The following is a 13,305-nucleotide window of genomic DNA, read 5'->3' on the forward strand; positions in this document are numbered from 1 at the left end:
CGTTCGTCCTGAGCCAGGATCAAACTCTCCATTAAAGACCAACCGAAGTTGGTTTATAGAAAGAGCGATAAGCTCATTTTTAATGCTAGCGATTCTTCTTTATAAAAGAAGAAATCTTTGTTTCATCATCCATTTGTTCAGTTTTCAAAGAACTTGTCTGTTCTCGTTCGTTCAACGAGCCAGGAATTATATCATATCATGTTGGTTGCTTTCTTGTCAAATCTTTTTTTCAATTATCTTTTCAGCAACCTCGCTTCAAGAAATGATACTCTCAAAGCAACGTCTAATAATATATCATGCCTAAAGTTATTTAGCAAGCATTTATTTATATCTATTTTATTTCCTACTATACAACAGATAATAAGGCAGCCACCCCGCCCCAGAGCGGAATGACTGCACTCATTGCAAAACTATTATTCTTGTTCCAGCAGTCTGATAAATTCATCCTCATCTTCTATGGTGTCAATTCCGAGCTGTTGGGCCTTAGCCAGCTTACTCCCAGCCTTTTCACCAGCTATGACTAGATCCGTCTTTTTCGATACAGACCCCGCAACTTTGGCTCCCAGCGCCTCCAGCTTGGATGCAGCTTCGTCACGCGTAAGCTGATGCAAGGTACCTGTAAGCACGACCGTTTTGCCACTGAAAAAGCTGTCTGTCTTCTTCTCCTGTGGAGCTTCAGGGGCCTGAGCTTTCACCCCTAGAGACAGCATCTTTTCAATTCCCGCCTGAGTAAATGGATCTGCAAAGAAAGCAACAATGCTTTCGGCTACGATCCCGCCCACATCCGGTAGTTCTATCAGTTCTTCCACCGTAGCGGACATCGTCTTGTGCAAATCACGGTAGTGTTCAGCCAACATGCGTGTTGTTGCTTTACCGGTATTTGGTATACCTAGAGCATAAAGGAAAGAAGCCAAATCTCTCTCTTTACTCTTTTCAAGTGCTGCCAAGAGGTTACTGGCCTTTTTCTCACCAAACCGCTCCAGCTTCACAAGATCATCATATTGGAGTGTATACAGATCCGCAGGCTCGCGCACTTCCAGTTCGTCATGCAGCTGTATGGCCGTTTTGTCACTGAATGTCTCAATATCCATAGCATCACGTGATGCAAAATGGGAAATACGAGCTACAATTTGTGGTTTACAACCCAGCTTATTGTCGCAAAATAAATGGGCACCTCGCTGCTGCAACGGAAACCCGCAGGCTGGACAATGATCTGGTACGACAATTTCCTCTCCGTCGTGCTCAGATGTTACCTTTCCTAATATCTCCGGAATGACATCGTTTGAGCGACGGATAAACACACGTGCACCCAAAGCAAACTTCAGGTTTTTGCGCTCGATGTCACCAGCATTGTTCAGTGTACAATTTTGTACAGTGACTCCCGCCAGTTCTACCGGCTCTACCCTTGCAAGTGGGGTGATTTTACCCGTTCGTCCTACATTCCACTCAACCGAGTTAAGCACCGTAGTTGTTTCCTCGGCTTCGAACTTATAGGCCACCGCCCAGCGCGGGAATTTATCGGTATACCCGAGAGCCTCACGTGTGCGCATATCTGTAATTTTCAATACTGCCCCATCAATGAGGTAATCCAATCCGGCACGAGATTCTTCAATCTCAATCAGTTGCTCCATTACATCTTCAAAATTATCAAAGTAAGTCAAGTAAGGGTTTACCTTAAAATGATTTTCACGCAGGAAAGTCATCATTTCCTGGTGGCTGTTAAACTGGATCCGGTCTGCATAACCCACATTGTAGAAAAATGCATTCAATCGCCGTTCTGCTGTCACTTTGGGATTCAAGTTACGCAAAGCGCCAGCTGCGGCGTTGCGTGCGTTTTTAAGAGGGTCTGCGGCAGTCTCATTATATTTGGACAGTACAGAGAGATTCATTATCCCTTCTCCCTGAACTTCAATAGTTCCATTTCGAAAAGGAATTGTAAGTGGCACGGATTTAATTGTTTTTACCTGCGCCAATATCCCCTCACCCACCACACCATTACCGCGGGTAGAAGCCTGTACCAGCTGTCCATCAGTATACGTCAGGTTAAGCGTTAGACCATCAAATTTAAGTTCTATCGCATAACCTGGAGATGGCAAAGGTTGCTCTGGGTTCTTGGTATTGTAATCATTGACCAGCTTCACGACACGCGCGTTCCATGCACGCAGCTGTTCCATATTCTGAGCTTTATCAAGGCTCCATAATGGGGCAAGGTGGCGATGCGGTGTGAACCCTTTGAGTAACTCCCCGCCCACACGCTGTGTCGGCGAATCCGGCAGCACAAGACCGCTCGTCTGTTCAAGCGCTACCAGCTCGTCATAAAGCACATCATATTCTTTGTCGCTGATCTTGGGTTCATCCAGTGTGTAGTAATGATAGTTATATGTGTTCAGTTCAGCAACAAGCTGCTCCATCCTGTGCATTGGGTTCATGCAGGCGTATCCCTCCGGGAACTTCATCAGGGCAGAGGTCCTAAGCCAAGCTGCCACTCATGAGGTTCGAGATTTAATGATGTTTGAGATTTATTCTACTTTTGTAATCGGTGCAAAGCCAGCTAACAGTCGTTTAACCCCTACTGGAGCCGGGAAAGCAATTTGAAGCTCCATATCATTCCCCGTCCCTTTTACAGCTACAATAGTTCCAATCCCCCATTTACCATGCTGTACCTTGTCTCCAGCAGCAAAAATGGAGGGGCCTCCTGCCGAAGCAGCCGGAGTGGGTTTCGCGGATGAGGATGTCGTTACTGTTACGCGAGGTGACGCGGAAGCGGACGAACCACTACGGCTCATCGTATCAAACGAGCGTTCTCCACCAAAGTTGCTGCCACCACCTTTATTCAGTCCGCGCCCACCATAAGATCCGCCTACATTGCCTGAACGACGGTAGCGGTCACGTTTGATGATCGTATCCTCTTTTAACTCGTCCGGAATCTCTTCGAGAAAGCGGGAAGGCGGGTTAGCTGTGGTGCGGCCAAACAGAGTGCGCATCTGTGCGCATGTAAGGAACAGTTGCTCCTCTGCACGGGTGATCCCGACATACGCCAATCTGCGCTCTTCCTCCAGCTCTTCGTTATCCAGAAAGGCACGACTATGGGGGAATACTCCCTCCTCCATACCGACAATAAATACGATGGGAAACTCCAATCCTTTGGCGCTATGCATGGTCATCAATACAACCGCATCGCTTTGCTCTTCTTCATCGTCATTCATGGAATCAATATCGGCAATCAGCGCAAGGTCGGTCAGGAAGGAGACGAGTGACTTGTCTTCCGCTCCTTTTTCAAATTCCATGGTTACCGACAGGAACTCATCAATATTCTCCAAACGTGAACGTGACTCGAGTGTATTCTCGTTTTGCAGCTCCAATCGATACTGAGTGGTTTCCAGCATTTTTTCTGTTAACTCGGTAACTGACAGGTAGTCTACCATCCGACTTAAACCTTCGATCATATCGTAAAACTCTACCAACGCATTGCGCGTACGTCCTGCAAAGCCCAAATCGTCTACAACTTGAAGGACACGGAAAATTGAAACTCCACGTTCTGCTGCAGCTGCCTGCAATTTGCCGACGGTGGTGTCTCCGATGCTTCGTTTTGGCACATTAATGATTCGGATCAAGCTGATGTCGTCGTCAGGATTGGAGAGCAGGCGAAGATACGCCAGCAAATCCTTAATTTCCTTCCGATCATAGAACTTGATACCGCCCACGATCTGGTAAGGAATATCCGATTTAATCAAAATTTCCTCCACAACCCGAGACTGAGCATTCGTACGATACAAAATGGCATGATGGCTATAGGTTTTGCCCGCATTAATATTCTTATGAATTTCGGAGGCGATAAAGTAGCCCTCATCATGCTCAGAGTCAGCACGATAAACTTTAATCTTGGCTCCGCCTTCTTTGTCAGTCCATAGTTTTTTCGGCTTGCGGCCTGTATTTTGACCAATAACTTCGTTGGCAGCATTGAGAATATTTGAGGTGGACCGGTAGTTCTGCTCCAGCAAAATGGTGCGCGCTTCCGGGTAGTCCTCTTCAAAATTCAAAATGTTGCTAATATCCGCCCCCCGCCACCGATAGATGGATTGGTCACTGTCACCTACTACGCAAATCCGGTGATGCTTGTCGGCCAGCATTTTGCACAGCATGTACTGCGCACGGTTCGTATCCTGATATTCATCAACATGAATGTATTGAAATTTTTTCTGATAGAAATCCAGTACCTCAGGTACTTCTTTAAAGAGCTGAATCGTTGCCATGATCAAATCATCAAAATCAAGAGAGTTGTTATTTTTGAGTCGTTGTTGGTACTTGGTATATACCTTCGCCACAATCCCCTCAAAATAGTCGCCAATCTTGCGTTCATACATTTCGGGAGTGACCAGTTCATTTTTAGCCGTACTCATCATAGACTGAACCGCTTTGGGTTCAAACTTTTTGGTGTCTATATTCAGATCCTTCATGCAGCTCCGAATGACAGACAATTGATCCGTAGAATCCAAAATGCTGAAATTCGAGGTAAATCCAATCCGCTCGATATCCCGACGTAAAATACGTACACACATCGAGTGGAAGGTGGATACCCACACATCTCTTCCCTGTGGGCCAATCAGCTTGGATACGCGATCCTGCATCTCACGCGCGGCCTTGTTCGTAAAGGTAATCGCCAAAATGCCCCATGGAGCTGTCTTGCGGGTCGCGATGAGGTAGGCTATTCGGTGCGTGAGCACCCGTGTTTTACCACTGCCTGCGCCAGCCATAATCAGCAGCGGACCATCTACCGCCTCCACAGCCTGACGCTGAGGCGGATTAAGGCGAGCTACCGCCTCGTGTATATCTATTGATTGCATGCGTGCATGCTCCTTTCCCTGAGCTTCCATAAATTCACGTTCTATACTTCCAATTTCACAGCTACCGTCTCCAGCGCTTTCGCCAAGTCACGATAAATGATGTTTCCTACTACAATGGTGTCACAAACGGTAGCCGCTTGTAACGCGGTAGATTTATCCACGATACCTCCCCCGTATAGGACACGAGAGCGCTCCGTACTGCGATGTATTTTCTGCACCAGCTCCATATCCCCAAAAGCACCGCTATATTCCACATATACAATCGGCAGATGCATGAGCTTGTCAGCAATCTGTGCATATGAGACGACAGATGAAGCACCCAGCGAAGTATCTGCTCCGGTAAGCTTAGCGACCGTAGAATCACCGTTCAAAACAATATATCCTTCCGCCACAAGCAAATCCCACGGGATCATATAACCGAACTGTTCAATCGCTCGTTGGTGCTGCCCTAGAATCCAATTACTGTCAGTGGTATTTAGTACCATGGGAATCATATATAGATCAAACCCTGGCACTACTGCCTCCAGATCGGACACCTCAAGCACACACGGCACCTCATAACGCCGAACTCGCGACAGCAAATCCACCGTATTTTCATAGGTAATACCTGAGGAACCTCCTACCATAATCGCATCCGTACCAGACATACACACGGCGTCAAGCGCACCATCATCCAGTTCCTTGTCAGGATCAAGCTTAAACACATGCCTCCATGATTGAATTGAATCTGCCAACACACATTCCTCCAGCATTCATTGCTTTTGTCATGATCCAGGCGAGCCGAATTCCAATATCCAAAAGCGTTCTATGCTAAGTCTATGATAGTGCTTAAAAGGTGTCAATGTTCGTATCAAATGGGAACACCCCGTTCAGACAACTCATGGTCGTAAAGCATACAACCAACTGCGTTCACTAAGTTCTTTTTCCGTTAAAATATCTGTATAGAAACCTCGTACACCCATCTGTTCATACTCAGCCGCATCCTTCAACTCATTAATGGTATTTACGTAGCACACCGCCCCTGCCTGACGCAAACTTTCCACTAAAGCACCACTCACCCGACTCTCTGGTAAAGTTACTGCCGTTATATCATTTTGTTGTACAAATCGAATGATCTGGTCGTCCTTATCTTCTGTGGCATAGAGCGTATAAATAATGGATGGGTAAGGATAAATACTTCGTAACGTCCGCAACATTTCTTCATTATAAATTTGAGGAACAATACGGGACAAAAGCTCGGGATTTTTCTCCTGTGCCTGACGGGTCAGTTGTGCAAACAACTGTTTGATTTGGACAGGGTCCTGTTCTTTCGTATCGGTCACAATATAAGCATCCGGGTATGTTTCCAATAAATCCAATACATCCTTCCAATCTACTGGGGTATAGGAACCGTGTATGGGGGTGTTCTTGAATTGATGATAGCTCCAAGGTTTCCCGCCCTGTTCCGTAGCAACTGCATGTTCCTGTTGCATTTGCTCTGTAAAAGATTCTGTCCATTCATGGCGCGCCACCAATTGTCCATCCGATGTAAACATCAGGTCGACCTCGAATACGCGGCTACCTTTTTTATAATTTTCCACAAACGCTTCACGCGCATTAGTATAGGCCAAACCATCAACGGCTCCCATGGCATGCGAAATCACACGGTGCGCGGTAAAGCCAGTATGTTCTTCTGTAGATTTTCCTTTGTATGCCAGTAAAAATGTGCCGATTAACATTAAAAGAATAACCGCAACAATCAATCGTTTCATGGGGTGTCACATCCTTTTCGTACAGGTCAATACCCCACATACGCATGCTCAAAACAACTGCCAGACGCAAAAGCACCCTCCGGCTAAACCGAAGGGTGCTTCTGTATTAATACGCGTTCTTGAAACCGTTGCGAATCGTGCGGAAAATAATTTTAATATCGAATAAGAGCGACCAGTTCTCAATATAGAAGATGTCATGCTTAATCCGTTCCTCAATAGATGTATCTCCACGCAACCCGTTGCTCTGTGCCCAGCCTGTGATTCCAGGACGAACATGATGCTTCACCATGTATTTTGGAATTTCCTCACGGAACTGATCCACATAATAGGGTCGTTCTGGGCGCGGACCAACGACACTCATATCACCCAGCAGAACGTTGAAAAATTGAGGCAGCTCGTCGAGACTCGTTTTACGAATAAAAGTACCAAAACGTGTGCGTCTTGGGTCATTAGCAGTCGTCCAACCCGTATCTTCAGTTCCAGGAGGCAGTACCTTCATCGAACGAAATTTGTACATTCGGAAGGTGCGACGATTCAAGCCCACCCGCTCTTGCTTAAAAATGATGGGCCCTCTGGATGTGATCATTACACCAATCGCCACTGCAAGCATGATCGGAGACGTCAGAAGAATCGCGAATAAAGAGAATAAAATATCGAATAGACGCTTAAACAATCGATTCCCCGCCACATCCAGTGGAATATCCCGTACATTAATCATCGGCATACCTGCAAAGTTATCAAAGTACGGACGAGCCGGCAAATAATCGAAAAAGTCGGGGATTATAAGCGTGCGCACTCCAGCCTTTTCACACATGTTGATAATCTTGGGGTACTTATCATGGGCATCCAGCGGCAGCGCCAGAATGACTTCGTCAATCATCAGACGCGACAGCGTAGCCTCCAATTGATCTAAGCCTCCAAGAATCGGGCGGAAATGCGCCGCTTCCTCTTCACTCCAATGCCGCTTATCATCCAGAAAACCCACGACCTCGTATCCTAGATCAGGATACTGTCCAAGATTATGATAAAATCGTTGACCTAGAGTACCCGCCCCGAGAATAAGCATGAATTGCTTGTTGTACCCTTTTTGACGGAGAACTTTAAGAATTTGCTTCAAAAAGAACCGGTAAAACAAAATAAGCAGCACATTTCCAACCATATAGATCGCCAGATAGGACCGCGAAATGTCGATTTGCTTCACGAAGAACATCACACTCAACAGCACGAACAGGCCAACAATATGAATTTGGGTGACGCGGAATACGTCATCTGCAAATCGTTTTTTGCGTTTGGGCGAATAGAGCGAGAATAACATCCCCAGCACTACGGCAATCAGGCCGTAGATTAAGCTCCAGCCTCCATATACTTGAATAGGAAGCGGTTCTTTATAGGTGATCCATTCACTTTCAAATTTGAAAAACCAAGCGATCAGAAAGGACAACTGAATGACCGCGAAATCCGCCACAATATATAATTGGGTTAAAAAACGCTGATTTCTGCGTATCATGCTTTCACCTCAGTACGAGATTGTTCCCCGCTGTCCGGCTTGACCGGTGCAGACAACTTATTTTTTAGAAAGGCCATTCCAAACTTCACCGTAATTCCCGCATATACAGCCATATTGGTGATCCAACTGTATTGCTGTTTATAATGCTTACGATGAAATACCCACATAGCTCTATGAAACTCATAAATAATTTTCAAAGGACGACGGCGAGCGCTGCCCCCTTTGATATGAATAATATATGTGCGCGGGTAGTAGTAAATGCCCCACCCGGCTTGCTTAATCCGGTAACACCAGTCAATATCCTCACCATACATAAAAAAGGTTTCGTCCAAGCCCCCAACCTGGTCAATTGTCTCTCGGCGCACCAGCATAAAAGCACCTACCAGTACATCTACAGGATACTCATCGTCCGGGCTTAGATGCCCAAGCTGATATTGATTGTACTTCGGGTTATCCGGGTAACGCTTCGACCAGCCGAAAGCGTAGTAAAAAGAAGCTGACGGCGTTGGAAATCCTCGCTTACAAGCCTTATCTAGCGAGCCATCTGGCAAGATGACCTTACAGCCCGATGCCCCCATCTCCGGATGCGTGTCCATAAACTGAATCATTGTATCCAGCGTATCCGGCTGCACCAACGTATCGGAGTTCAGCAGCAATACATAACGCCCGCTGGCTACTTCCATCCCCTGGTTGTTCGCCTTGGCAAAACCTGTATTATTCTTATTGGCTATCAACGTAATCTCCGGGTATGCAGCACGAATAGCCTCAACAGATCCGTCACTAGAGTGATTATCAATCACAATCACTTCATATCGGTACTGCGACTTTGACGCATACACCGATTGCAAACAATCCAGCGTCAATTGACATGTATTATAGTTGACGACCAGTATGCTTACATCCATATTTAAAACGCTCCTGACAAATTCAGTAATCTATTCTACTATCGCCTATTATAGCATACCGCGCAGACCACGGGGCGCAAAAAAGCACATAACTTGTAACCTTACATAGTTAGCAAAATTTCAAAAAATTCGATTCCAGTCGCTCCAAAGTGCAAATATAGACAAACGAAACCATTTCGATCTATATATTGTTCATTGGAAGTCGCTTATTAGATTTTTGTAAAATCCTCGGTTGAGGTCTAAAATTCATCGTGGTAAGATATACATGGAAAAAGGGCTGGTGCCAGCCAGCCCCTGCGCAACCAACGCTCCAAGAGCGGACGGTTTTGGAACAATCAGGCCCGAAAATAGACCCTTCCTTGCGGGGGCGGTCTATTTTCGTTTGTTAAACTCTAACAGTGTGACGATTAACGCCCCGAACGTCAGCATTAAACTGAGCGCCTCAAACACTGTCACAGGCTTCACCCCCCTCCTCGGGAGAGTTAGCCGACCGCCCTTGGCAGCTCTATCGGTTGCACGTTTCAATTATACTATATTTTTCCATAAAGGAACACGCATTCGATGGTATTTTATCTAGTATTCATTTGCACCTTTGACTATTTGACGCTTATATATGGAAAAAAGTTTCAATATTTTTCTTTCCAACCCCCTATAACTTCCTCATTATGAAAACCAACTTATAAATCCAGTTGTCCAACCGTGACTGCCTGTAAAATGGAGACTGCCAAATATATTTCATACGAGAAAATACACCCTTTTGGTAGCTGGCCAGGAATTGATCCATATCTTTATACATTTGAGGAGACATGTCTTGTCCATAAAGTTGGATAAATTGCTGGGCTTGTTTGCTTAAAATATGGCGATTTTTTCCTTTTGCAAATCTACTTAGTCTTTTCCTCCACTTGCTAACCCACCCATCCGTAGAACCTCCCAGCACATTGTTTTGATGCTGCCGATACCAAATGTACGGCTCGGGGTCAAAAACAACCTTACCAAAAGAGGAAGTGCATAAGTAAATCCACCAGTCATGCATAATAATATTATCCAAAGAATCTGGGATTCTCTTTTTCACGAGCTGAAGTGTTTCTTTATTGATCACCATGGTACAACCTACACATACATTCTCAATGAGAGCATTATAGAAGGATACAGGTCGGGGGATGTCAGCTGGCCATACTTTGAGTGGTTCCAATGTTTGAGAGACCATTTGAGTAGCAGAACAGTACATCAGCGGTCGGCTACCATCCTGCTCCCTGAGATGAGCCACAGCCTGAGCAAGTTTATTCGGCATCCACACATCATCCTGATCACAAAAAGCATAATAGTCGAATGTATCAGACGATCTTTGAATCAGATCAAAAAAGCTTTTAATAACCCCTACATTGCTCTCAAGGCATAAAAAAATCTGTTGAGGATAACGTTGCTTCAGCGCGCTCAACTTGGCAACCGTATCATCTGTCGAGCCATCATCACGAATTAGAATCTGAATTTCTACGTCTTTTTGATTGATGAGACTTTCTATTTGCTCATCTAAGTAAGCTGCTCCATTATATGTAGATAATAAAATTTGTACGTTAGGTCTGTTCAGAGTAATGACCTCCTTCTTTTAAAATGTGCAGTAGAGGGACAATATGTTTCATCTGCTTATACATTATAATGCTCATCATCCTTAATCAACATAGGCCCTAATATCAACAATCTCCCAATCATGAACTGATGGGAGATTGTTGATATTTATAATAAGGTTTTATTTACTCGGATTTACTAAGATACTCCTGCAAAAAATCACGCAATCCCTTACGCCAATCGCGCAAATCATTCAACCCGTTGGTTCGGATCGCGATATGCTCCATAACAGAGTTACGTGGCCGCGCTGCTGGTCTGGGGAATTGCTCTGTGCTGCATGGCTCCAATTTCGCTGTGATCTTGGCATTTAATATTTCCGCCGCATCCTGTAAAATAGCTTGCGTAAATTCATACCAGGTACAGGAGCCGCTATTGGATGCATGGTATACGCCGTACTTCTCCGTTTGAATCAATTCCGCCAAAAAGCGTGCCAGATCCACCGTATAGGTAGGTGAACCCTTCTGATCATTTACTACCTGGAGGAGCGGCTTCTCCTGTCCAAGCTTCAGCATCGTTTTGACAAAATTGTTCCCGTGCAATCCATATACCCAAGATGTACGAACAATAAAATACCTAGAGGAAAGTGTTTGGGTCAATACCTCCCCCGCCCGTTTGGACTTTCCGTAGATACTCTGCGGATTGGTATTATCGTACTCATGATATGGCTGTTTTGCCGTTCCATCGAACACATAATCTGTGCTGATATAAACCAGCTTGGCTCCAACCTTTTCCGCAGCCATTGCCATATTACGTGTACCTGTCGCGTTGACTTTATAAGCCCCGTCTACATCGGTCTCCGCTGCATCCACAGCCGTATACGCTGCACAGTGGATTACGGCATCAGGTTGGTACTGTTCCACGATCTTCACAGCCTGCTCCAAATCCGTGATATCCAGCTGTTCCCGATCATATCCAAGAACATCATGTCCTTGATCCTGAAAAACGTTTACTACATCTTTACCAAGTTGACCGGATGCTCCAGTAACCAGCACCTTCATTTTACGCATCCCCCAAGCGGGAACCGTACTGCTTTGCATAGTATTGTTGGTATTCGCCGGATTGAATACGAGTCCACCATTCTTCGTTGTCTAAATACCAGCGAATCGTTTCTTTAATGCCTGTTTCAAAAGAGTGCTTTGGCTTCCAGCCCAGCTCATTCATGGTCTTCGTTGGATCAATGCCATAACGGCGGTCATGTCCTGGACGATCCTGCACATACGAAATCAGAGAATCCGGCTTGCCCAGCTCCTCTAATACTGTTTTGACGATATGCACATTTGTCCGCTCGTTATTTCCCCCGATATTGTATACTTCACCCAGTTTACCCTGATGAATGACTAGATCAATTGCGCTGCAATGATCCTCTACATACAACCAGTCGCGAATGTTCAAGCCATCCCCGTATACAGGTAGCTGTTGGTCGCTCAATGCACGTGAGATCATTAGCGGGATCAATTTTTCAGGAAACTGATATGGACCGTAGTTGTTAGAACAACGTGTGATGTTCACTGGTAAACCGAAGGTTTCATGATATGCACGAACTAGCAGATCGCCGCCTGCCTTGGATGCAGAATAAGGGCTATTAGGCTGCAACGGAGTTTCCTCCGTAAACAATCCTGTTTCTCCCAAAGATCCATACACCTCATCTGTTGATACCTGTACAAACTTGGTCACGTTATATTTCTTGGCCGCGTCCAGTAGCACTTGCGTACCCAATACGTTTGTTTTCACAAACACTTCCGGTTCCAGAATACTCCGATCCACATGTGACTCTGCTGCAAAATTAACCACCACATCAATCCCCTGCTGCATCAGTTGGTCAATCGCTTGTGCGTCGGTAATATCTGCTTTGATGAAGCTATGCTTGGGGTTATTTTCAATGGATTTCAAATTTTCCAGGTTACCTGCATAGGTAAGAGCATCTATATTTACAATTTCATAATCTGGATGCTGTTTTAACATATACAATACAAAGTTACTGCCTATAAATCCGGCCCCGCCGGTGACAAGAAGTTTCATACTGACCTCCTAAATCTTATTATTCCTCTAATCAAAATTAATGTCAGCGTCGGCCAGTGCCGGATGCTTCTGATCCTTCTCTGAAAGAATAGCATGAGAAGTTGGCCAATCAATCCCTAGTGCTGGATCATTCCACAGAATTCCACGATCATTTTCCGGTGAATAATACTCGTCAACCTTATACAGCACTTGAGTGTACGGAACAAGCGTACAGAACCCATGAGCAAAACCCTTGGGCACCAGTAGCTGACGTCTATTATGTTCACTTAAGATTACCCCGACCCATTGACCGAATGTTGGAGAACTTTTACGAATATCCAAAATCACATCGTAGATAGCTCCAGAGAGCACACGAATGAGTTTGGTCTGTGCTTTAGGATTAAGCTGATAATGCAAACCACGAATCACACCGGCTTCTGCAGACAAGGATTGGTTATCTTGAATAAAAGCATGGTCTATTCCGTTTTCTTTCATGATCTGTTCATTGTAACTTTCCATAAAAAAACCACGGTGATCACCATGAACCACGGGTTCAATGATTTTTGCACCTGAAAGTACTTCCTTTATTATCATTCACGAAACCTCCAACATCTTGAGTATATACTTTCATTTATGATTACTATAAAATTAATAAGCACACTATATTGGGAGGG

Annotated in this window: 11 protein-coding genes and 1 pseudogene; all 12 read right to left on the reverse strand. The window is 45.1% G+C overall.

Annotated elements, in window-relative coordinates; all coding sequences use genetic code 11:
• Positions 1 to 413: 413 nt before the first annotated feature.
• Positions 414 to 2,429 (reverse strand): NAD-dependent DNA ligase LigA, encoded by a 2,016-nt coding sequence (gene ligA, locus ACUYLD_RS14220; protein WP_250266763.1) that lies wholly within the window; start codon positions 2,427 to 2,429, stop codon positions 414 to 416.
• 90 nt (positions 2,430 to 2,519) lie between these two features.
• Positions 2,520 to 4,844, reverse strand: coding sequence for a DNA helicase PcrA (pcrA, locus tag ACUYLD_RS14225; RefSeq protein WP_061831733.1), 2,325 nt, complete (start codon positions 4,842 to 4,844; stop codon positions 2,520 to 2,522).
• A 41-nt stretch (positions 4,845 to 4,885) separates the two neighbouring features.
• On the reverse strand, positions 4,886 to 5,596 hold the full coding sequence (locus tag ACUYLD_RS14230; RefSeq protein WP_446675341.1) for a heptaprenylglyceryl phosphate synthase: 711 nt from the start codon (positions 5,594 to 5,596) through the stop codon (positions 4,886 to 4,888).
• Positions 5,597 to 5,722: 126 nt separating this feature from the next.
• On the reverse strand, positions 5,723 to 6,595 hold the full coding sequence (locus ACUYLD_RS14235) for a phosphatidylinositol-specific phospholipase C/glycerophosphodiester phosphodiesterase family protein (RefSeq protein ID WP_446675342.1): 873 nt from the start codon (positions 6,593 to 6,595) through the stop codon (positions 5,723 to 5,725).
• A gap of 106 nt (positions 6,596 to 6,701) precedes the next feature.
• Complete coding sequence (locus tag ACUYLD_RS14240) at positions 6,702 to 8,102, reverse strand: undecaprenyl-phosphate glucose phosphotransferase (protein ID WP_322163113.1); 1,401 nt, start codon at positions 8,100 to 8,102, stop codon at positions 6,702 to 6,704.
• The gene (locus ACUYLD_RS14245) at positions 8,099 to 9,007 is read right to left on the reverse strand and encodes a glycosyltransferase family 2 protein (RefSeq protein ID WP_061831728.1); all 909 of its coding nucleotides are present in this window, start codon (positions 9,005 to 9,007) and stop codon (positions 8,099 to 8,101) included. The genes ACUYLD_RS14240 and ACUYLD_RS14245 overlap by 4 nt, the downstream gene beginning before the upstream one ends.
• Positions 9,008 to 9,379: 372 nt before the next feature.
• Entirely contained in the window at positions 9,380 to 9,472 is a 93-nt protein-coding gene (locus tag ACUYLD_RS14250) for a putative holin-like toxin (RefSeq protein WP_219727884.1), read from the reverse strand.
• A 184-nt stretch (positions 9,473 to 9,656) separates the two neighbouring features.
• Positions 9,657 to 10,298: a hypothetical protein gene (locus ACUYLD_RS14255; protein ID WP_446675343.1), complete on the reverse strand. Its 642-nt coding sequence runs from the start codon at positions 10,296 to 10,298 to the stop codon at positions 9,657 to 9,659.
• A gap of 15 nt (positions 10,299 to 10,313) precedes the next feature.
• Positions 10,314 to 10,601, reverse strand: a pseudogene (locus ACUYLD_RS14260) (glycosyltransferase); the annotation flags it as partial.
• 157 nt (positions 10,602 to 10,758) lie between these two features.
• Positions 10,759 to 11,631 (reverse strand): dTDP-4-dehydrorhamnose reductase, encoded by an 873-nt coding sequence (gene rfbD, locus ACUYLD_RS14265; protein WP_446675344.1) that lies wholly within the window; start codon positions 11,629 to 11,631, stop codon positions 10,759 to 10,761.
• Position 11,632: 1 nt separating this feature from the next.
• Positions 11,633 to 12,652: a dTDP-glucose 4,6-dehydratase gene (rfbB, locus tag ACUYLD_RS14270; protein ID WP_446675345.1), complete on the reverse strand. Its 1,020-nt coding sequence runs from the start codon at positions 12,650 to 12,652 to the stop codon at positions 11,633 to 11,635.
• Between the two features lie 27 nt (positions 12,653 to 12,679).
• Entirely contained in the window at positions 12,680 to 13,225 is a 546-nt protein-coding gene (rfbC, locus tag ACUYLD_RS14275; RefSeq protein WP_446675346.1) for a dTDP-4-dehydrorhamnose 3,5-epimerase, read from the reverse strand.
• Positions 13,226 to 13,305 lie beyond the last annotated feature (80 nt).

Source organism: Paenibacillus sp. SER-28, from assembly GCF_052906305.1.